Below are 20,738 nucleotides of genomic sequence, written 5' to 3'. Positions count from 1 at the left end.
TGACTGGGTGATATCCTATGCCGTCACGGTAACTTACTGGATTAAAAAGTTAATGGCCTGCGACGATTGTAATACTTCGATTTTTCGGCAAAAGATTGGCCGCTGCAAACGCTGCATGTGGCAGTTGACGCTGCTGTCGCTTATCGGTTGGCCGTTGTGGTGGTATCTCTACAGTGACGCTCCTCGAGAGGTCAACTCTATCGCCTTACTGTTTTTCTGCTCAGCCTTTAGTGGCTTGCTGTTACTGCATCTTGTGGTATTAGTCGCGCGCCGCATGCTCGGGCGCGAATAGTTTTTTACTTCTTATCGAATCACTTTTTCATTCCTTGTGGCGAGTGGTCTCGCTTACCATTCTCGCTATTTCAAACGGCTATTCTTGCCCGCGAAATTTTTCATTTTGGCTTAATGCTCAAGTGTTAAACAGTGCGCTGAAACACCTCGTTTTTTATCGTCTTAGCGAAAAATACTGTCGATTTGTGCTGGCTAAGGCGTGATTCGTGATGAACTCACGCGATTATTCTACTCCGTGATCCCGTAAGTGTTAGAGCTAGGCTTAGATCTGCAGAGTACGACAAATGCTCTGATGATAGGGTCTAGTGTAATGAGTTGATTTGGCTGCATAGTATGGATTTAAACAAATTTTAATCTGATATTTTAAGGTTTCCCCCCCTGTTTCACTGTTTTTGGTGTCGCAAAGTATTAAGATCGAGCATGGCGATGTGGCCGAGAAAACTCGGTACTTTTAGGTTTTAGGGAGTGTTATGGATTTTTTTACCACGCTATTTGTGGGTTACCCGATATGGGTTTGGTTAATGTTTTTTGGCTTTGTGTTGGCATTGTTAGCCTTCGATTTAGGTGTGCTACACAAAGAGCAGCACGAAATTACCGTGGCAGAGAGCCTTAAATTATCGGCCTTTTATATTTGTATGGGGCTGTTGTTCGGCGCTTGGTTATGGTGGTACAAGGGCTCGACTGCGGGGATGGAATATCTCACGGGTTACCTTATCGAAAAGTCCTTATCTATGGATAACGTCTTCGTTATCGCGCTTATTTTCAGTAGCTTAGGCATTCCCCGTTTGTATCAACACCGAGTGTTATTCTGGGGGATTATGGGCGTTATCGTGCTGCGCGCCATTATGATTGGCTTAGGCGCGGCGCTGGTCGCGCAGTACCAAGGCGTGTTGGTGTTATTCGGCCTGTTCTTGATTTTCACGGGTATTAAGATGCTCTTTTCCGATGATGAGCATGGTGATATCCAAGATAATAAGTTTTACAAGTGGTTACGTTCTAAAATGCGTTTTACCCCAAGCCTTCATCAAGAGAAGTTTTGGGTAAGGGGAGAGGATCATCAACTCAGCAAAGGCTGGTGGGCAACGCCCTTGTTCTTGGCGTTGATCTTAGTCGAAACCGCGGATCTGGTGTTTGCAGTGGACAGTATCCCGGCAATTTTTGCGATTACCCAAGATCCCTTTATCGTCTATACCTCTAATATTTTTGCGATTTTAGGTCTGCGGGCATTGTATTTCGCCCTCGCGGCCATGGTGCATCGTTTCGAGTACCTCAAATACGCGCTATCGGTGGTGTTGGTGTTTATCGGCGTGAAAGTCGGACTGGTGTACTTTAATCATGAGGGCATTGTGGACTTTAAGATCCCAACGGCCTTATCCCTTGGCGTCACCTTCGGCCTCTTGCTGGCGGGGGTATTATTCTCCCTGTGGAAGACGCGCGAGCAGAAGTAAGCCTAATCACTTTTTGATGTCTCAAGGCCATTTAGCCCATGCTAAATGGCCTTTTTACTGTCTACTGAAGGCAAAATCGTGACATGGAAAATTAGTCTATGCTTAATTGGCATTGCCAAGGTGCAGTGCAAACCCTAAAGATGACGAATACTTTCAAGGATGAAGCTATGAAATTACCTCTTGCGAGTTTATTGATTGGCGCTTTGCTCGGAGCCAATGCCCACGCCGCTGGAACTCAAACCGGCCAAACACCTGCCCCTTCAAGTTCCACTTGTACGGGAACTTACCCGAGTTACTTTCAAGACCCGGCTTTTACCAAAACCGGCATGTGGGATAACCAAGTGATCATCAATCAGGCTTATCCTGGCTGGAAGGGGCCGATTTTTCAGTTAAGTGATGCCTACTCAACAGCTAAAGCCGATCAGCAAATGCCATGGCTCAATTTCAATCCCTTCGATAAAAATCTCTCTGAAAAGGATAAGAACACCCAAGCGTGGAATTATCTTTGGGCTGTTATGCAGTATATCCAAGCGGGCAATATCGACAGTGGTGACGTCAATACCGACTGGGATCTGTGTAATAACAAGGTACGTGCTTGGTACCATATTCCTTATCAAACCTACGATCCCATGAGTGGACGCGAATTTATCCATGGATTAACCCGTGAAGCCCCCGTCACTATGGCGGTGAAAGACCAAGGCGATATTAAAACCACCATGTGGGCCGTAGGCTTTTATAACCCTCAGGCTGCTGGCAGCTTGGCTAAGGTGTGGACGGGGGCTGCTGCACCTGTGATGCCCCAAGCCAATTTCGCCTTTAATGAAGGCAGTGTGATTGGCAAATTGCTGTTTACCACGGCGACACCCAATAATTATCCCTTCTTAGAAAATATGCCTGTATGGCAAGCCAATATCAGTTCGAGTGATTTTTGTGAATGTAAAAATGCTGATGGTAGTGCCTGTAGCTTCCAGCAAGAAACTGAGCAGTGTCCACGTTCGGTCGCCGATGTGTATTTGCTACAGTTTGATATCGCGGTACGTGACAGCCGCTCCCCAGTAGGCTGGGCCTATGGCACCTTTGTGGCCGACGGCCAATTTAAGGCAAAAGAGAAAAATCCGTGGAACCGGATCTCACCCCTTGGACTTATGTGGGGCAATGATACTCCTCCTGTAAACGTAGGTGCGGCGGCCTTTCCACAAAACCCGGTGTCAGGCCTTAAAGATAGCGCTGTGTTTCAAGAGGTGGTTGGACGTTTAAATGAGAAAACCAATGCAGGGCATCTAGGGTGTAATGGCAGGCTAAACGGGCCGGCGGATAATGCCCTAAGTAGTTGCTTATCTTGCCATCAAACGGCTTCCGTGCCCGATAGCAGCAACAATACCCCGGCGATTATGTACCAATTTGCTTCCTATCAAGAGCCTGGAAGCGGTCAATGTATGACGACGCCGAGTAAGCTCGATCTGGCGATTGACCAAGTGTACTTTAAATCCTTCCAATGCTCTGAATCCTTCAATGGTCCTAAAAATATTGTGCCACTGCCACAATATGCGCAGGGACAGACACAATGGATCTCTACAGATTTTTCTTTGCAGCTGAGCATAAGCCTCACACAGTGGCAGGAATGGCAACAGGATCAGGAAAATCTGAAGAAGAATATTAAAGTGCGAGTGTTTGATGGCACGCTGCCTTCCCGTTAAGACGCAATTTGTGTAAGGAATTGTATTTAGTGTTTGCTGTATGGATAAAGTGACCTCATTCACTATTATCAGTCATTTCAATATTAAAGGGCCCATTTCGGGCCCTTTGCTTTTAATTCTATCGATTGTTTCTCTTTGCATTATTTAGTCGGTCATTCGGTAAGTGACTGAATACATTAGTAACTGGTGTTTTAGTTAAATATTTGTGATAAATTGGCGTTATTTTAAACATAAAAGCAAGAGGGAAGCATGCTAGCTATTACAAATTTAACCAAAACCTATGATAACGGTGTTAGGGCGCTCGATGGGGTTAACTTAACCATTTCGAAGGGGATGTTTGGCCTACTAGGCCCGAATGGAGCGGGTAAGTCTTCTTTGATGCGAACTATTGCTGCACTGCAAAGCGCTGACAGTGGCAGCATCGTTTTCGACGGTATTGATGTCTTAGCGGATCCACAGGCATTGCGTAAAACCTTAGGTTACTTACCGCAGGACTTTAATGTTTATCCGCGGATTAGCGCCTTTGACTTATTGGACCACCTAGCGGTGTTAAAAGGCATCAATCAAAGCAAGCAACGCAAAGAAATCGTGGAGGGCTTATTGGCCCATACTAACTTATATCAACATAAAAATAAGGCGGTAAGTGGCTTTTCCGGCGGTATGCGGCAACGTTTTGGGATTGCACAGGCGTTACTTGGCGATCCTAAATTATTGATTGTTGATGAGCCAACCGCAGGGCTCGATCCTGAAGAGCGCAATCGTTTTCACAATTTATTAGTGAGTTTGGGTGAGGAAAAAGTCGTTATCCTCTCAACTCACATCGTTGAGGACGTGTCGGAACTCTGCCCGAATATGGCGGTGCTCGCCTCGGGAAAAATCCTATTACAGGGGAATCCACAGCAATTGGTCAGTGAGTTAACTGAGAAGATTTGGACTAAAACCGTTGATCAAGCGGAAGCGCAACAACTTGAGAATGTATTACCGGTCATCTCAAAACGATTACTTGCTGGCCGAACGGTATTAAATGTGATGGCCGATACATGCCCTGATGGGTTCACGCCAGCCGCTGCAGGGCTTGAGGATTTGTATTTCTCAACATTGCACAGCCATCGCCATCAGGCAGCTTAAGGAGACTCCCTATGCTGTTATCTATGTTGAGATTTGAGTGGCGTTATTATTTGCGTCAGCCATCATTTTACGTTGTTTCTTTGTTATTGTTTTTAATGAGCTTTTTATCAGTCGCCTCCAATAATATTCAAATTGGTAGCGGTGGTGAAGTATTGAAAAATAGCCCTTTTGGTATTAGCCAAACCTTGCTCATCATGGGGCTTATTTCTATGTTTGCTGTTGTAAATTTTGTCGGTAGCACCGCCATTCGTAATCATCAGCATTTAATGGAGGAGCTGATTTACAGTAAACCGCTATCGCCTTTCGCCTATCAATTTGGGCGTTTTTTAGGCAGCTTTATGGTAGTGCTTGCCGTATTCGCCTTTGTACCTATTGGCTTGATATTAGGTTCATTTATGCCTTGGGTTGACGGGAGTCGCTTTGGGCCCTTTGTCCTTAGCCACTATTTGATACCTTATTTTCAGTTATCGGTTCCAAGTTTACTGCTGATTTCATGCCTATTTTATGCCATGGCAAGCCGTTTCCGATCTTTGATGGCCTTATATTTGACGGCCGTGGCTATGTTGGTGCTTTACACGCTGACAGGTGAAATGGCGAGCCAACCGCAGTATCGTACTATCGCGGCATTACTCGACCCCTTTGCACTGCGCACGTTCGCTGAAGTGACCCGTTATTGGACGATTAGTGAGAAGAATCACCAGTTACTCGAATTGTCAGGACTCGTGCTACAAAATCGAGCACTGTGGCTTGCGATCGCCTGCGTATTACTGGCTTTGTCAGGGATTTTCCGCCAGCCCACATTAACGAAAAAACGCGATAAAAAATCCATTAAAGTTGAAAAGATCCCTGAATTAGTCCCTTTATCTAGACTATCGACTCGCACTGAAATCAACGCGCGCTTGCAATTTTGGACTCGGGTTAAGTTTGAGGTGAAGCAAGTGCTGTTAACAGCCCCCTTTTTGGTACTAGGGGTGTTAACAGTATTCAACTTAGTTGGCCCAATGTTTGATGATTTTGGATGGTACGGTACCTCTAACTGGCCTTTAACTCAGGATATGGTGGATAACATTGCCGGTGCGACCGGATTATTAATGGTTATCGTACTGATTTATTACAGCGCTGAAATTGTCTGGCGCGAACGTACCTCTGGCATGGGGGATATTGTTGATAGTGCGCCTGTGTCTAATCTATGTTTTTGGGCGTCAAAGTTAGTTGCAGTACTTATTGTGATGACCTTGCTGTATGTGCTGGCGATGTCAACCACAATAGTGTTCCAACTGATAAAGGGCCAAGGTAATTTAGAAATATCTCAATACCTTATTCGTCTTGGGTTTTATTATTTACTGCCATTATTACTCTCTTCAATACTGGCATTTTTCTTACAAGTGCTTAGCCCGAACAAATATGCAGGTATGGGGCTGTTTGTGGCTTATTACCTGACGACATTCGTGATGGCAAATTGGGGATTTGGCCATAGTTTGTATAACTTTGCCCAATCACCTAGCTTAAGTTACTCGGATATGAACGGCTATGGTTGGGGTCTGCTAAGCCATAGTTTGTACATGATTTATTGGGGCGCTTTTAGCTTAATACTGTTCGTGTTGGGCTATGGTTTATACCACAGAGGACCGCAACAAAGTCTTAAAACTCGATTAGGATTATTGGGTTATCAGCTTGGTCTCAGTGGCAAGGCCATCGTTGTGGCGGGCTTAGTGGTATTTATTGGATCTGGTAGTTACCTGTTCTATCAAACTAAGGTGGTTAATCATTACCTTACCCAAGACGAAACCACAGATTTACAAGCCGATTACGAAAAGACGTTCAAGCAATATCAAGGCATGCCTATTTTAGTGACCACTAAGGTTAATGCGAATATCGATATTTTTCCTGAGCAACGCAAAATAGCCGCTAAGGTAATGTTTGAATGGCAAAATAAATCGGATAAGCCAATTGAAAAGATGCTGGTGCAACTGCCCGAGCACACCCAAGCGGACACGGTAAAGATCACTATTCCTAATGCGACGTTAGGCGAGTTTGATCGTCGTTTCCGTAATACCTGGTTAAGTTTTTCTGCGCCAGTGTTGCCGGGGCAGACAGTTGCAGGAAATATCGAATTAGTGCGTGAGTCTGTCGGTATTGCCGAGTCTGGTTTTGATTTGTCTGTCGTAGAAAATGGCACTTTTATCAATAATCTTGAGCTATTACCCTTATTTGGTTATCAAGATGGTTACGAGCTTATGGATCGCCATGAGCGCCAAAAACGCGGACTGACAGAAAAAGAGCGGGCGAACAAGCTGGAAGACAGTCGTTATTATCGACAAAACTTCTTTGGCGTAGATGGCGACTTTATCCAATTTGAAGCGACGGTTTCGACCAGTGCGGATCAAATTGCCCTCGCGCCAGGTTATTTGCAAAAGCAGTGGCAGCAAGATGGTCGCCAGTACTTCCATTATTTAATGGACAGTCCAATGGTGAACTTCTATGCCATTATCTCAGGTCGCTACCAAGTTGAAAAAGTTGAACATAATGGGGTTGCCGTGGAGGTCTATTACCATGTGGATCATCCTTGGAACGTAGCTCGGATGGTGGAGTCGGTTAAGGATTCAATCGATTATTACACTGCGGCATTTGGCCCGTATCAGCATAAGCAAATGCGTATTATGGAGTTTCCTGGATACCGAAGTTTCGCACAAAGTTTCGCGAATACTGTGCCTTACTCAGAGCGTATTGGCTTTATTACCGATTTACGCAATGAGGATAATATCGACCCTGTATATTATGTCACTGCCCATGAAGTCGCTCACCAGTGGTGGGGACACCAAGTGGGGGCTGCGGATGTTCAGGGCAGTGCGGTGATCTCTGAAAGTCTGTCACAGTATTCGGCGCTGATGGTGTTAGAGCATAAGTATGGCGATAAAATGATCCGCAAGTTCTTGAAATATGAGCTTGATCGCTATCTGCGTGGCCGCTCATCTGAATCGATAAAAGAACAGCCGTTATTGCGTAGTGAAAACCAGCAGTACATTCATTACCAAAAAGGTTCTGTGGTGATGATGGCTATTAAGGATGTGTTGGGTGAAGCTAAGCTAAACGCTAATCTCAAAGCCTTCTTAACTCGCTATCAGTACCGTAATGATCCTTTCCCTACCACAGTAGATTTAGTGAGTAATCTCAAGCAGGGTACAGATGAGGTTCAGTCGCGTTTTATCGATGAATCTTTCAATGACATCACGCTCTATGATTTGCGATTAACGAATGCAGTGGCAACGGTTCTTCCTAATGGAAAAACGCAAGTTGAATTAAATATTTACGCGAGTCGTAAAGTTGCCAGTGGTAAAGGTGAAGAAACCGAACAGCCTTTGGATATGCAGGTTGATATCGGGGCATTTAGTGTGGACCCAGATAAGCTAAAAGATGAAAAGCAAATTTTGTTGCTTGAAAAACATCATTTAGTCAGTGGCGAAAATAAACTCACTCTTACGTTGGATGAAAAACCAAGCTATGTCGGTGTCGATCCCTTTGTTAAATTGATTGACCGCGACGCGAGGGACAACATCTTTAAACTGTAAATGACTAGGGCGTGTTGATGTTTTGGGAATTTTTGCCGAAATAGCTTGGTGTTTCTGCAAGGCAATGTTCATGCAATGTCGTTATTCTCCTTTATTGGACAATAACACTGCAGAAACGCCAACCAAGCCCTGCCACAAGGGGCAATATTGAATTTCGAAACTTCACATGTCCTAATCAAAACGGCTCTACAACTCACGCACTATCTGGCTTAAAGCATGGATAGTGCGTTTTTTATTCTGTTAGCGGTTATTTAGCTTCACCGTTCTAGGGCTATTAAGCAACTAAGCGTAAGACGCTTGTATTGCTTAGGGCTGGGTTAGCGTCCAGTTATGTGAATCTCCAAGAGTATTTATTTCACTTTGTAAATCAATGGTTAAATCGCTCAAAAACTAATCCTGAAAGATTAAAACTCATGGGATGACGGTGAAATTAGTGCAAATTTGCTTGTTCTTCGGCATGGATTTTCCTAAGGTAATTGAAAATGATTTTCACTGAGGCCCCCTATGAATACCCATTTGCAATTACAGGTTAAGCATTGGCTCGAAAATGACCCCGATCCCCGTACTCAGGCACAACTGCAAGCCTTAATCGATGCCGGAAATGATGCCGAACTCGAAGCTCGTTTTGCGGGACGTTTAGAATTTGGAACCGCCGGATTACGCGGTGTGGTGGGTGCAGGTCCCATGGGCATGAATCGCCTAGTGATCCGTCAAACATCAGCTGGGCTTGGTGCCTATTTACTCGAACAAATTAAAGATGCGGCCGAGCGCGGGGTCGTGATTGGTTTCGATGGCCGCCACGATTCACGCACTTTCGCCCATGATACCGCCAGTGTGCTTACCGCGATGGGCATTAAGGTGCGACTCACCGCCAAAGTCGCGCCAACGCCGCTGGTGGCCTTTGGGGTTAAGCATTTTAATGCCGCTGCGGGCATTGTGGTGACCGCCAGCCATAACCCGCCACAATACAACGGCTACAAAGTGTATTGGGAAAACGGCGCGCAGATTATCCCGCCCCATGACTCAGGCATCGCCGCTAAGATTGAGCTGGCGGCAACCCAAGCTATTCCGTTTATGGATCATGTTGAGGCGACCAAACAGGGCAAGCTTATTTGGTTGCAGGAGGATTATTACGAAACCTATCGCCGCGGCGTGAGGCACGCCAATGTGCTGCAAAATAACACTGCGCCCGAAAAGGTCAGCCTTGCCTATACCGCCATGCACGGTGTGGGCGCTGAAATGGCGGAAACTGTGCTCAAGGATGCGGGTTTTACCCAAGTGTATTCGGTGGCGGCGCAGCGCGAGCCCGATGGGGATTTTCCAACGGTTAACTTCCCTAATCCGGAAGAAAAGGGCGCGATGGACTTAGTCATCGCCGAAGCGAAAAAGCATGGCGCCATGCTCGCCTGTGCCAATGACCCCGATGCGGACAGATTTGCGGTTGCAGTACGCAAAGATGATGGCGAATATCAAATGCTAACGGGTGACCAAGTAGGCGTGCTCTTTGGTCATTATCTGTTAAGCCATGCGAGCAAGGATCAACGTCTGGTGGGCACTACCATAGTGTCTTCTAGTTTGTTATCTAAAATTGCCAAAGGCTTTGGCGTTGAAAGCTATACCACGCTCACCGGTTTTAAGTGGCTGATGAATGTGGGAATTGCGCAGAGTCAGCCTGACAATCAATTCCTGTTTGCCTACGAAGAGGCACTGGGTTACACCGTCGGTAACATGGTGTGGGATAAGGACGGCCTGTCAGCTCTCGTCGCCTTCGCCCAATTAACCGCCGAGCTTGCCGCCAAAGGGCAAACCATTTGGGATAGACTCGAGCAGATTTACCGCGAGCAGGGTTTCCATCTCAATGCCCAAGTTAGCATTGCCTTAAAACCCGACACGCCTAATATCGGCGCCTATCTGCGTGAACATCCGCCGTTAGCAATTGGTGAGCATGCCGTGGTGTCGACTGATGATCTCAAGGCGTTAGAGCGCCGTTTTGCCGATGGCAAGGTCGAGAAAATCAATCTGCCCGCCAGTGATGTATTAACTTACCGCTTAGCAAATGGCGCGCGGGTGATAGTACGGCCGTCGGGTACTGAGCCTAAAATTAAGTGCTATTACGAGGTAGTCGAACCTATGACGGCGCAAGACACCTTAGCCAGCGCCCAAGCTCGGGCTACTCAGGCGATGGAGGCGTTTATTTTAGCCCATCAGGCGAGTTTGCCTAAATAAGCGCCTTGAGCGCACTCAATAAATCAGCTTCACTCAAAGGCTACTGACATGATGTTGTCAGTAGCCTTGTTTTATTCTTGTTGTCGTCCGCTGGTGAATCACATTTATAACATGATGAATCATCGGCATTTTTCAACAAGGAGAATGTGAAAATGTTATCAATTGCACCGTTAGTCTGGGGTGAAATTCCTGTCAGTGATATGGATCGTGCCATCGCTTTTTATCAACAACATTTCGGGGTTGAATTTAAGCGTGACGATATGGAAGACATGCAATACGCCACGATTGAAACAGAGGATGAAGGCGCACCAAGCATTGGCCTCGTTAAATGCAGCATGAGCAAACCGTCGATGGACGGTAGCACTGTATACCTGCATTTCAGCGCGCAATTGCAACCTTTAGTGGATAAACTCGTGGCCGCCAATGTGACTATGTTATTGCCTGTGACGCCTATCAAGGACGGCAGTTGTGGTTATATCGCGCTGTTTGTGGATAGCGAAGGCAATAAAGTCGGTCTCTGGTCGCAAAATCAGTAATGAATATCCTAAAGAGTCGTGCCTTGGCACGGCTCTTGGTACTGATTTTTAAGCAGTTCTTTAATTTAAGTGGATAAAGTCAGTTCTGCGGATAATAGCGACGAGCAATAACGTCTAGCGATAGCCTTAAACAAGCAACAGCAAATTTCAGTGATGAAGGTGAAAGGATAATGGAACAGGTTTTTATGGCGGCTCAACCTATGCTTGGGCTGAGTACGCGTACCAATAATAACGCCGAAATGGCGGCTGAGGGCGGCAAGATTGCAGCGCTTTGGCAGACATTCTTTGAGTCATCACAACTCACGACGATGCTCGACTCTCCCATGTATGGGGTTTACTACGACTATGAATCCGATATGACGGGAGACTATTCGGTTTTAGTGGGTAAAAGCGTTGAGTCTGTCAGCGAGACCGGCCCTTTTACTGCGTTGCTGCTACGTGAGGGAAATTACCTTAAGTTCAGTGCCGAGGGGGAAATGCCCCACTGCGTGGTTGACCTTTGGGGACAGATTTGGCACTACTTTAGTGCGCCTGATTGCCCACACCAGCGTGATTATCAAACGGATTTTGAAGTGTATCGAAGCGCCGATAAGGTCGAGATTTATATCGGGATTGTGTAGGCTGAATCAATAACACTGTGCCTATACACAATCGCTTGGGCTGGCCCTCTTTAGCGGGTAAGATCCCTTAACTTTCGCAGCCAAGCCAATTTAAGGTGTGATTACTGTCCATGCGCCGTGCCGACCGCCTATTTCAAATAGTGCAAATTCTTAAACATCGACGACTGACGACCGCCCAAGAGCTGGCGGATCGTTTAGAAGTATCGACCCGCACAGTGTACCGCGATGTACAGGATTTGTGTTTGAGCGGCATTCCCATTGAAGGGGAGGCGGGCGTGGGCTATCTATTGCGCCACGAAGTGAATGTGCCGCCACTGATGTTTAACGAGGCCGAATTAGAGGCGATTCAAGTCGGCATGCGTATGGTGCAAACATGGGGCGGCAAAGAGCTTGGCAGCGCAGCGCGTCAGGCGATGATAAAAGTGGAGGCCGTACTACCTAAGCGTTTGCAAGCCTATCAATCCTTGATGTTTTCGCCGGATTTTTATTTAGATTCCAACGAGTTTCAGTTTCTCGATCCGCTGCGTAATGCGGCACAGCGCCGTGAATACGTCAAACTCTTCTATCAAGATGTGAATAAGGCTCTTACCGAGCGCGAAGTGCGGCCGCTGGCCATCTATTTTTGGCGCGGTACTTGGACCTTGCTAACCTGGTGTGAATTACGTCAGGATTTTCGTAACTTTCGGGTCGATCGTATCACTGGGTTATTAAGGCTTAACCGCCATTTTGAACCAACGCCCGGGCAGGAATTAGAGGATTATATTTGCCTGATGGATTCACAAAATGCACAAAAATAGTGCAGTCTATTACTCGCTGTTGATACGTTCTGCTAGAATCAAACGATAGGGACAGCTTTCATATATGTAGTGGGCATGTACATGATGATATTTAGGCATTTTAGTTTTTTAATTATGCTGGTTTATATTGGTACATGCTTTTTTCCTTCACAGTCATTCGCAACTGACGCTTTTATCATTAATCCTCCCGAGTCCGATAATGATCATAGATATCAATATACCTATGATCTATTGGCATTGGTTATTGATGCAACTAAGGATGATTTTGGTGAGGCTACGCTAGAGATGTCTGGTGTTGTGATGAGTCGAAATCGAATCTTTAGGGAGTTATTAGAAGGTAAAAATATTAATGTAATGGCAGAAGCCTCTAATGCTACTTGGGATCAGCAGCTTATTCCCGTAAAAATACCAATCCGCAAAGGGATCCAAGGATTTAGACTATTTATTATCAAGAAAGATAATTTACCACTGATGGCGAATGTAAAGACTTTAGCAGAGTTAATGACGTTAGATACGGGCTCGGGTAGTCAATGGTCGACTAAAGTTGCCATGCAAAAAGCAGGGTTCAATGTGATAGAGAGTACTCAATATGATAATTTATTCAATATGTTATCTGTTGGGCGTTTTGTTACATTTGGTCGTGGAGTTAATGAAATCTTTCAGGAAGTGGAGCAATTTAATAAAAAATATCCCGATTTAATCGTAGACGATAATATTTTACTTTATATTCCATTAGCTACCTATTATTACGTATCTCCAAGTCAACCTCGTTTAGCAAAAAGAATACAAGTCGGCCTACAGCGAATTATTGAAAATGGCCAGTTTGATACATTTTTTTACCAAAGACACTGTGATCTTTTATTAAAAAGCAATATTAATCGCAGGATCGTTTTTAAGATTAATAATCCACTGGTTTCTGAGGCGGAAATGACATCTATTGTTGGCAAGGACTTCTTAATCAATCCAAGTAGTGACTTTTTGACTTTATGTGAAAAATATCATTAAGTCACTATTCTCTTGTATTTTAGCTTTGTCTTAAAGGTATTTTTACGGTTGTATAGACGGTAAGATTAACGCCTTAATGAATAGTGAAAAATAATCCCATACTAAGCACTGTGGTCAATAGGGTATTACGCGTGACAAATGCTAATACCGTTGCGACCACAGCGCATATCAAGTAGCTGTTATCTAAGCTTAAATCGAGTTTTCCCTCCTGCACGAATACGATAGGTGCAAAGATGGCCGTGAGTACGGCGGGCGCCGAATAACTCAAAAATGTCTGGGTATTTTTACTTAGCCTTAGCGGTAGTTTTGGCTCGAGCAGTAAATGCCGACTGATAAACACCACCGCCGCCATTGAAAAAATCATTAACCAGATCATAGAGTTTCCTCCGTTTGGGTGGCTGTCGTGTCGGTTTTTGGGGCTGGTTTATCTTCGCCCGTGACTTTGGCATAGAGCACGCCAGCGCTCATTCCCGAGAGGGCGGCAATTAACAGTCCCGCCTGAATATCCAGTACGGCGCATACCACGGCTAAGGTGAGCGAAACCAGAACACAGACTAGGATGGAAGGCTTTTTCACTGTGGGGACTACGAGGGCAATAAAGGTCGCGGCAATGGCAAAGTCGAGTCCTAATTCACCCAAGTTATCGATGGCATTGCCGGCGATAATGCCGAGCAGGGTGGCGAGGTTCCAACCGAGGTAAAAACTCAGGCCGCCGCCCAGCGCGTACCAAGGATCGAATTTATGCAGCTTGCCTTGGTTGGCGATGGCAAAGAGTTCATCGGTCAGTAAAAAGCCCAGACTGAGGCGCCATTTCAGTGGTAAGGGGCTGATTTGGCTGCGCATCGCCATGGCATACAGCAAGTGACGCGAAGTGATCAGCAAAGTCGTGATTAAAATGCTCCACAGACCAATCCCCGCCTTAACCATACCGAGTGCGACCAATTGTGCGGCGCCCGCAAAAATAATGGCCGACATGGCCTGACTTTCAATTGGTGTCAGACCGACCTCAATCGCGAACGAGCCTGCGAGGATCCCCCAAGGCACCACGGCAATGGTGAGTGGCAACATGGCGAGTGTGCCCTTGAAAAACGCCTTGGTCTTACTGGATGTATGGGTGTGGACAATATACGGCTCAGACACTCTGACTCCTCACTACGGCTGGGATAAAAAGAATATAAGGGGTTAAGGCTAACGTAAAATCAGGGCTTAAGCTTGGATAATATTGCGGCCAATCTCCTTGGCAAATTGCCCTGGGGTGATCCCGACAGTCTTTTTAAAATGGCGGTTTAAATGGCTTTGATCATGGAAACCACATTCCATGGCAACATCCAGCAGTTTGATTCCTTGGCCTATTTTCTGTTTTGCCAGTCTGACTCTGGCTTGAGTCTGATAGGCGTGGGGCGGCAGACCATAACAACGTTGGAATTGTCTAAGCAAATAATAGGGGCTTAATCCCGCGAGTGTTGCCAACTCTTCGAGGGAGATATCGGCCGCGGGATGATCGTCAATAAAGGATTTTACCAGTGCTAACGCAGGCTTAGCGTTTGCCTCCAAGTGTTCACTGGGATAATTTCGGCCATGGCGCGCCATAAGTTGCGTCAGGCTCGAATAGACCAGACTTTCGCGCAGTAGCCTATTTTCCGAGGTATCTAAGGTGCTAAAAGTGAGGCGCAGCAATTCGGCAAGCTCGGGATCCTGCACTACGGGTTGCGGGAAATAGGGCGCGCCGCGACTTGAAGTGAACTCCTGAGTCATATTGGCAAATTGAGCAGGGACGGGATACATAGCACGATAGGACCAGCCGTCCTCGGTGGCGCTACAACCATTATGCACTTCGTCGGCATTGACAAGAATAATGCTGTGCTTGGGTGCTACATGGTTGCCACCAGTGCGATAAAAACGCTGGGCACCCGTTTCAATCACGCCAACCGTGTAACCTTCGTGGGTATGGCGACTAAAATTTTGCTTATGGTAGCGGGCATTAAGTAGCTCAAGGCCCCCAAGCTCATTGGCTATGTGGTAGGCCGCATGTTCAGTGTTCATTCGGCCTCCTTTATCGACTGGATGAATGGGCGAGTTGGTTTATCAAGACCAAGGCGTTTAACGCTTGTTTTGCCAGATAGTAACCCAGAACGCCTCGACACTTTTGTACAAAATTGCGCTTTGCCGTGTTTTTTGGGAAGTTCTGTGCGTTGTTTTCTGACACCAACGCTTAGGGCTGCGTATGTATCCCATCGGCCACGCGGGCTAATTGGCTAAGATCGGCGCCTACAATGGCAGGTAAATGCTCGCTGATTTTCTCAATCGGCCAGTCCCACCACGCAATGGCGAGTAACTTATCTATTACCTCGGGCTCGAATCGCAATTTAATCACAGTCGCGGGGTTACCGCCGACGATGGCGTAGGGTGGTACATCCTTAGTGACCACGGCTTGACTGGCAATAATGGCGCCGTGGCCGACGTTGACGCCGGGCATAATGGTGGCGTTATAACCTATCCACACATCATGGCCTATGTGGGTGTCGCCCTTAAAGGGTAAATCCTCGGGGGCTGGCGCCGCCTTCTCCCAACCATTGCCGAAGATATAAAAGGGATAAGTGGAAAAGCCAGATACCTGGTGATTGGCGCCATTCATAATGAATTTTACGTCCCTTGCAATGGCACAAAATTTACCAATAATCAGCTTATCGCCAATAAAGTCAAAGTGATAAAGCACGTTTGACTCGAAACGCTCTGGCCCCGCAGGGTCGTCATAATAGGTGTAATCGCCGACGATAATATTGTCGCGGCTAATAAAGTTCTTCAGAAAACCTACCTGAGGAAATCCTTTTAAGGGGGATTTGTCATTCGGGTTAGGTCCCAGTTGGTATGGGGAATGCGTCGGCATGTTTGCCTCCCTGATTATTCAATGGCTAAAAATTGGGTCGTCGCGCCGCTAAGAGTTGAGCGCAGTTAAGAGTCGAGCGCCGTTAAGCACTGGAAAGCCCAGTTAAACCCGCTGGTGGATCTTTTACTCACAATAGGCCGCTTCCCTTGCCAATATGGCATGTTTACGGGTTTCACCCCAGCGATAGCCGCCAAGTTCACCACTTTGACGTAGCACTCTATGGCAGGGGATAAGTAATGCCACCGGATTAGCACCAATCGCCGTACCGACGGCGCGTGAGGCCTTAGGCTTGCCAATGGCCTTGGCAATATCACCATAGGAGGCGACCTCTCCCTTAGGTAAATTCAGCAGGGCGCGCCACACGTTAAGCTGAAAATTAGTGCCTTTTACCCAGAGTGAGAGCGGGGCTGGCTCGCCTTGGTGTATAGCCTGAGTATTAGGTGCTGTTAAATTAACCTCTGCGGCACTCGAGCCCGCAAAGTACTGGCTAAAGAGGTGATCGATTAAGCTTGCTGTTTGCGCTGTGTCCTCATAAATGGTGGCCTGACTCCAGCTTTGCTTTAAACGTTCCAATGGCGATTGAATTTGCTGCATATCGACAAAATCAAACTGGCAAATGCCCCGGGCCGTTTGGGCGATAAAGGCCAACCCGAAGGGCGTAGGATGATAGCCATAGGCAATGCTGATCCCTAAGCCTTTTTGTCGATATTCGAAGGGGGTGACCGCCTCGAGTTGCACAAAATGATCGTATAAGCGCGAGCCACTGCTCAGGCCTAACTCATAACTGGCACTTAAGGTCGAGTGGGACGGCTGCTGCAATAACTGTTTTGCCCGCTCTAGGGTTAAGGCCTGCAAGTAACGTTTGGGAGTGATCCCAGCCCAGCGACTAAAGAGCCGCTGGAAATGGAATTCACTTAAATGGACGTGCGCCGCAATCTCTGCCAGTGAGGGTTGATGACCCACATGCTGACGAATAAAGTCAATGGCACGCGCAATTCGCTCGTAATCTTGGGTCATCGTTATCCATTCCCTAGGTTTTACAGATGGACACACCACCATCGACCAATAAGGCTATCCCTGTGGTAAAACTAGCCGCATCGGAGGCGAGATATAGCGCCGATTGGGCGATTTCCGCAGGATCTGCGAGGCGCTTTAGGGCATGAAGATTCTTCACAAAGGCCATGGCCTCTGGGGTATTAGCAAACTCCCGCCCCATCGGTGTATCAGTGCCGCCAGGCAATAGCGCATTGACCCTAATGCCGCGTGCGCCGTATTCAACGGCCAAGGATTGGGTTAAGCCAATCATCCCCGCTTTACTTGCCGCATAGGCCGCCGTTTGCGGAAAGCCTATGGTATAGCCAACAAAGGAAGATGTAAAAATAATCGACCCTGCGCCACGTTTAAGCATTTGTGGCAATTGATATTTTGCCGCTAAAAATGCACTGGTAAGGTTGGTTGTTAGGGTGTTTTCCCATTCGGCACGGCTAAGCGCATCCGAATCTACGCCTAACTCACCATTAATACCGGCATTATTAAAGGCGATATCCAATCCACCATACTGCTCGACGGCAAGTGCCACTAAATCACTGGCATACACCTCGTCGGTCACATCGCCCGCCAGATAAACCGCTTCACCGCCTTGGGTGATTATCTCATCCACCAATGAGGCCAATATGGCGCCGCGGCGCGCCCCCAGTACCAGTTTTGCGCCTTCACGGGCAAAGCGTTTTGCGGTGGCATAGCCAATCCCCGAACTTGCCCCAGTAATGATTGCGATCTTTCCCTGTAACACTGCCATAGATATGTCTCCATTAATTGCCTCGGCCAATATGCGCCGATAGAGACATAGTGAAGGGTTGGGGCATGCAACTCGACCCGAATCTTGCGCTTTTACACTTGGTACTAAAGTCGTGGAATTATGTATGGATTGTCACTGGGTTTTAGACAACGCCAGCGGCATAAATCAGTAGCAAAGACAGCGGGACGGAAACAACACCGATTAAGCGAAATTGATTTTTAAACGCTTGGGCAGACCATAGGGCAAATTTACGATGTTTACTCGGCGGTGTGCATGCCAAGCCTATTCCCACACAGAGTAAGACAATGCCTATCGCCAAAAAGATCTGTGGAAATCGGGTATCGGCGCAATATTGGATAAAAATCACACCCGCAATAATACGGCTAACCACTTCAGTAATATGGAAGTAGGGCTGCTCGCTAAATGCAATGATACCGTTAGCGAAAGCCGCAGGCCTGACGACCATTACAAGGCTAAAGAACAGCATCAATAGGCCAAAAGCCGCAATAAAGTACATCGCCATTCCTTGTATTGGTTCTTATCTATTTGGCATGGGAAAGCTTGAGTAGCTGCACTTTATCTACTTTAACTTGAGTCGTAATTGTTCTATTTGCCTATCGATAGACGCAACCTGTGTATCAGCTTGCTGCGCCACCGCCGACATTTCTTGTGCCAAGCTTTGCTCCCAAGTCGCACCGGCAAGATTGTTATTGGCGTAACTTCTATCGTTTCTTAGCTCGACAATACGTTTATCCCTTTGGTCGATAATGAGTTTTCGGTCGTTTTCTAGTTTAGTGATTTCACGGCTAATACGTTGTTTATCAATAAAATCGCTAATTTCTTGTTTTTTATCCGAGTGAGTAATAGCGTTTGCATGGGTAATATCAGGGCCTTTAACGACGCTACCGACGCCGCTGAGATCTACGGGTTGGCTATTTTCATCACAGGGATCGGCCTGATATTTTCCATCGGCACATTGGTATACGGCGGCATTGGCCGAAAAAGGCAGGATAAGTGTCACTAGCAATAATGATTTTCTGTCCATAGAACACCCCATTGTTGATTTTGGCTAGATTACTCTGTCGTGGTGTAAAAACCAACAGCGAGGTCATGGGGTTTCACCCCTGCACCCGAATCCCGCTAAGCCTTTGGTATGGCAGATAGTCTGTTACTCACAATTAGGATTTGCCAAGGATTTAACAATGGGTGTTTTGTTAAACAGTTGTGGAATCTTTCTTCGTTAAATTATTTAAAAGCAAAGTCAAAGTCGTGGGGCTTCACCCCACACCCGACCAAGGAGGACTGCTCGTCCTATCCTCCTTGGATGCTCCAAGACGCCCCTAACGGAGTTGAAAGCCCCTTGTGCTCATTGCCAAATTTGCTATCGCTTCCGAAGGATGCGTCCCTGCACCTGCGAAAGCTAGCTTGCCATCCATGGCAAGACTCACGCAATTTGTCTATTCGCCCTGCGGCAACTCCGAGGGGATGGTGAACTCCTTCTGCTTTTGTGTTATTTGCAAGTCATGCAAAGCAAACCGAGTAATGCTTACAACCACTTTTAGAAATTTAACAATGGGTGTTTCATTAAATTCTAAAAATGTTGAAGTTGTGAGTCTAACATCATAAAAATGCTAGCAAAAAACAAGATGTTGACGTTATCATTGTGTTAGATGAGAACAACTTTGAGTTATTTATGCTTGAGCAAATTTCAAATTCCATTAAAGCTACTCTATATGACAGAGTATCAAGTCCGTTATCGAGTAGCTTTATAATTTCTTGGTGTTTATGGAACTATAAAATTTTAATTGTTTTATTCTCATCAATGAAGCCATATGAAAAATACAATGCAATTGATATTTTAGTCAGTACAACAGTTTTACAAACAAGTTTTTATGAGCCTCTTGGTTATTGGTTAACAAATGGAGTTGCTTTTCCTTTTCTGTCTGCATTGGCTTATATATACATATATCCAATACCTGCGAAGATTGTTTACAGACATCATTTAGAAGTTCAGGGTGATTTAAAGAGGAAAAGGAATGAAATTGAAAACAACGAAGTATTAACCCTTGATGACTCTTTGATTTTAAGGCAGGAAATTTTAGGTAAAGATAAGTATTACGTTGAAGTTATTAACTCAAAAAATAAAGATATAGAAAAGAATGGTATTGAATTAAAAGAGTTGTTGCTAAATCTGAATGATGTCAACATCAAAAATAAAGAGTTGATAGATAAAGCGTTAGAGCTTGATAAGTTGCTCAAGCAAAGAGATATGGACTTAAATACTCTGCGAGGAAAGTATCAGCTGCTCGAAAGTGATAATGTAAATTTTGTGGCTAACATCGATTCTCTTACGCGAAAGTTGAGTAAGTATGAAAATAACGAAGATTTATCTAAACACCTCGATGTCGAGCACATTAATTATATAGATGAGACTTTCCCTGATAGACTTTCATTTGAAATTTTTTCAGTGATAGTTGAAAGTGCTAATGAAAAGGGGGATGGTGCAATATTGGAAGTTAATATATACAAATATATTGATACTAAGAAATGGAGTAAAATTGCTGTTGATGCGGCGATGAGTTCACTGAAAAACATGAGGTTGATCACTATTGGTACAACATCTAAATCTATACTTTTAACTGATAGTGGCAAGCATGTAGCAGTGAAATGTGGTTTGGCATAGCTATTATTAGAAGTACCCATTAACAGGTACGCTTTCCCCCGCCTAAAATCCCG

19 protein-coding genes are annotated in these 20,738 nt (G+C 45.9%); 11 read left to right on the top strand and 8 right to left on the bottom strand.

All coding sequences use genetic code 11. The features are described from left to right. Positions 1–52 precede the first annotated feature (52 nt). The 10 genes from EYR25_RS13005 to EYR25_RS12960 all read left to right on the top strand — a co-directional run bounded on the left by EYR25_RS13005 (position 53) and on the right by EYR25_RS12960 (position 13,317). Complete coding sequence (locus EYR25_RS13005; protein WP_133182861.1) at positions 53–292, top strand: DUF3624 domain-containing protein; 240 nt, start codon at positions 53–55, stop codon at positions 290–292. A gap of 469 nt (positions 293–761) precedes the next feature. Next, positions 762–1,739 (top strand): TerC family protein, encoded by a 978-nt coding sequence (locus tag EYR25_RS13000; RefSeq protein WP_133180576.1) that lies wholly within the window; start codon positions 762–764, stop codon positions 1,737–1,739. Between the two features lie 167 nt (positions 1,740–1,906). Further along, a complete protein-coding gene (locus tag EYR25_RS12995; protein WP_133180574.1) occupies positions 1,907–3,436 on the top strand; it encodes a hypothetical protein in 1,530 nt (509 codons plus the stop codon). Positions 3,437–3,685: 249 nt separating this feature from the next. Then, on the top strand, positions 3,686–4,564 hold the full coding sequence (locus tag EYR25_RS12990; protein WP_023267483.1) for an ABC transporter ATP-binding protein: 879 nt from the start codon (positions 3,686–3,688) through the stop codon (positions 4,562–4,564). An 11-nt stretch (positions 4,565–4,575) separates the two neighbouring features. Beyond that, a complete protein-coding gene (locus EYR25_RS12985; protein WP_133180572.1) occupies positions 4,576–8,133 on the top strand; it encodes an ABC transporter permease/M1 family aminopeptidase in 3,558 nt (1,185 codons plus the stop codon). A 504-nt stretch (positions 8,134–8,637) separates the two neighbouring features. Next, positions 8,638–10,359: a phospho-sugar mutase gene (locus EYR25_RS12980; RefSeq protein ID WP_133180570.1), complete on the top strand. Its 1,722-nt coding sequence runs from the start codon at positions 8,638–8,640 to the stop codon at positions 10,357–10,359. Positions 10,360–10,511: 152 nt separating this feature from the next. Beyond that, entirely contained in the window at positions 10,512–10,895 is a 384-nt protein-coding gene (locus EYR25_RS12975) for a VOC family protein (protein WP_133180568.1), read from the top strand. A 170-nt stretch (positions 10,896–11,065) separates the two neighbouring features. Continuing rightward, positions 11,066–11,515 carry a GyrI-like domain-containing protein gene (locus tag EYR25_RS12970; RefSeq protein WP_133180566.1) on the top strand — a complete coding sequence of 150 codons (450 nt, stop codon included), beginning with the start codon at positions 11,066–11,068 and terminating at the stop codon, positions 11,513–11,515. Positions 11,516–11,625: 110 nt separating this feature from the next. Further along, positions 11,626–12,312: a helix-turn-helix transcriptional regulator gene (locus tag EYR25_RS12965; RefSeq protein ID WP_133180563.1), complete on the top strand. Its 687-nt coding sequence runs from the start codon at positions 11,626–11,628 to the stop codon at positions 12,310–12,312. A 75-nt stretch (positions 12,313–12,387) separates the two neighbouring features. Then, entirely contained in the window at positions 12,388–13,317 is a 930-nt protein-coding gene (locus tag EYR25_RS12960; RefSeq protein ID WP_243729887.1) for a hypothetical protein, read from the top strand. Positions 13,318–13,390: 73 nt separating this feature from the next. Here the strand turns inward: EYR25_RS12960 and EYR25_RS12955 are convergent, their stop codons facing one another. The 8 genes from EYR25_RS12955 to EYR25_RS12920 all read right to left on the bottom strand — a co-directional run bounded on the left by EYR25_RS12955 (position 13,391) and on the right by EYR25_RS12920 (position 19,047). Beyond that, the gene (locus tag EYR25_RS12955; RefSeq protein WP_088210713.1) at positions 13,391–13,693 is read right to left on the bottom strand and encodes an AzlD domain-containing protein; all 303 of its coding nucleotides are present in this window, start codon (positions 13,691–13,693) and stop codon (positions 13,391–13,393) included. After that, entirely contained in the window at positions 13,690–14,385 is a 696-nt protein-coding gene (locus EYR25_RS12950; protein WP_243729971.1) for an AzlC family ABC transporter permease, read from the bottom strand. The genes EYR25_RS12955 and EYR25_RS12950 overlap by 4 nt, the downstream gene beginning before the upstream one ends. 138 nt (positions 14,386–14,523) lie before the next feature. Next, a complete protein-coding gene (locus EYR25_RS12945; protein WP_133180558.1) occupies positions 14,524–15,360 on the bottom strand; it encodes a helix-turn-helix domain-containing protein in 837 nt (278 codons plus the stop codon). Between the two features lie 169 nt (positions 15,361–15,529). Then, positions 15,530–16,204 (bottom strand): Vat family streptogramin A O-acetyltransferase, encoded by a 675-nt coding sequence (locus EYR25_RS12940; protein ID WP_133180556.1) that lies wholly within the window; start codon positions 16,202–16,204, stop codon positions 15,530–15,532. A 123-nt stretch (positions 16,205–16,327) separates the two neighbouring features. Next, positions 16,328–17,221 (bottom strand): bifunctional transcriptional activator/DNA repair enzyme AdaA, encoded by an 894-nt coding sequence (locus EYR25_RS12935; RefSeq protein ID WP_133180553.1) that lies wholly within the window; start codon positions 17,219–17,221, stop codon positions 16,328–16,330. A 13-nt stretch (positions 17,222–17,234) separates the two neighbouring features. Beyond that, on the bottom strand, positions 17,235–18,002 hold the full coding sequence (locus EYR25_RS12930; RefSeq protein ID WP_133180551.1) for an SDR family oxidoreductase: 768 nt from the start codon (positions 18,000–18,002) through the stop codon (positions 17,235–17,237). Positions 18,003–18,144: 142 nt separating this feature from the next. Continuing rightward, complete coding sequence (locus EYR25_RS12925; RefSeq protein ID WP_133180549.1) at positions 18,145–18,519, bottom strand: hypothetical protein; 375 nt, start codon at positions 18,517–18,519, stop codon at positions 18,145–18,147. Positions 18,520–18,582: 63 nt separating this feature from the next. After that, positions 18,583–19,047 carry a hypothetical protein gene (locus EYR25_RS12920; protein ID WP_133180546.1) on the bottom strand — a complete coding sequence of 155 codons (465 nt, stop codon included), beginning with the start codon at positions 19,045–19,047 and terminating at the stop codon, positions 18,583–18,585. A gap of 648 nt (positions 19,048–19,695) precedes the next feature. Here EYR25_RS12920 and EYR25_RS12915 point away from each other — a divergent pair. Continuing rightward, positions 19,696–20,685 (top strand): hypothetical protein, encoded by a 990-nt coding sequence (locus EYR25_RS12915; protein WP_133180544.1) that lies wholly within the window; start codon positions 19,696–19,698, stop codon positions 20,683–20,685. Positions 20,686–20,738 lie beyond the last annotated feature (53 nt).

It is taken from the genome of Shewanella decolorationis, assembly GCF_004354305.1.
GTDB classification, from domain to species: Bacteria; Pseudomonadota; Gammaproteobacteria; order Enterobacterales; family Shewanellaceae; genus Shewanella; species Shewanella decolorationis.
This window is presented reverse-complemented; position numbering and strand designations above follow the sequence as displayed.

Bases quoted from the DNA above. Each gene is read 5' to 3' on its own strand.
- EYR25_RS12920 (WP_133180546.1), bottom strand. From the start codon at position 19,047: ATGGACAGAAAATCATTATTGCTAGTGACACTTATCCTGCCTTTTTCG.
- EYR25_RS12935 (WP_133180553.1), bottom strand. From the start codon at position 17,221: ATGACCCAAGATTACGAGCGAATTGCGCGTGCCATTGACTTTATTCGT.
- EYR25_RS12965 (WP_133180563.1), top strand. From the start codon at position 11,626: ATGCGCCGTGCCGACCGCCTATTTCAAATAGTGCAAATTCTTAAACAT.
- EYR25_RS12970 (WP_133180566.1), top strand. From the start codon at position 11,066: ATGGAACAGGTTTTTATGGCGGCTCAACCTATGCTTGGGCTGAGTACG.
- EYR25_RS12985 (WP_133180572.1), top strand. From the start codon at position 4,576: ATGCTGTTATCTATGTTGAGATTTGAGTGGCGTTATTATTTGCGTCAG.
- EYR25_RS12955 (WP_088210713.1), bottom strand. From the start codon at position 13,693: ATGATCTGGTTAATGATTTTTTCAATGGCGGCGGTGGTGTTTATCAGT.
- EYR25_RS12995 (WP_133180574.1), top strand. From the start codon at position 1,907: ATGAAATTACCTCTTGCGAGTTTATTGATTGGCGCTTTGCTCGGAGCC.
- EYR25_RS12980 (WP_133180570.1), top strand. From the start codon at position 8,638: ATGAATACCCATTTGCAATTACAGGTTAAGCATTGGCTCGAAAATGAC.
- EYR25_RS12950 (WP_243729971.1), bottom strand. From the start codon at position 14,385: ATGTTGCCACTCACCATTGCCGTGGTGCCTTGGGGGATCCTCGCAGGC.
- EYR25_RS12990 (WP_023267483.1), top strand. From the start codon at position 3,686: ATGCTAGCTATTACAAATTTAACCAAAACCTATGATAACGGTGTTAGG.
- EYR25_RS12930 (WP_133180551.1), bottom strand. From the start codon at position 18,002: ATGGCAGTGTTACAGGGAAAGATCGCAATCATTACTGGGGCAAGTTCG.
- EYR25_RS12940 (WP_133180556.1), bottom strand. From the start codon at position 16,204: ATGCCGACGCATTCCCCATACCAACTGGGACCTAACCCGAATGACAAA.
- EYR25_RS12975 (WP_133180568.1), top strand. From the start codon at position 10,512: ATGTTATCAATTGCACCGTTAGTCTGGGGTGAAATTCCTGTCAGTGAT.
- EYR25_RS12925 (WP_133180549.1), bottom strand. From the start codon at position 18,519: ATGTACTTTATTGCGGCTTTTGGCCTATTGATGCTGTTCTTTAGCCTT.
- EYR25_RS12915 (WP_133180544.1), top strand. From the start codon at position 19,696: ATGCTTGAGCAAATTTCAAATTCCATTAAAGCTACTCTATATGACAGA.
- EYR25_RS13000 (WP_133180576.1), top strand. From the start codon at position 762: ATGGATTTTTTTACCACGCTATTTGTGGGTTACCCGATATGGGTTTGG.
- EYR25_RS12960 (WP_243729887.1), top strand. From the start codon at position 12,388: ATGTACATGATGATATTTAGGCATTTTAGTTTTTTAATTATGCTGGTT.
- EYR25_RS12945 (WP_133180558.1), bottom strand. From the start codon at position 15,360: ATGAACACTGAACATGCGGCCTACCACATAGCCAATGAGCTTGGGGGC.
- EYR25_RS13005 (WP_133182861.1), top strand. From the start codon at position 53: ATGGCCTGCGACGATTGTAATACTTCGATTTTTCGGCAAAAGATTGGC.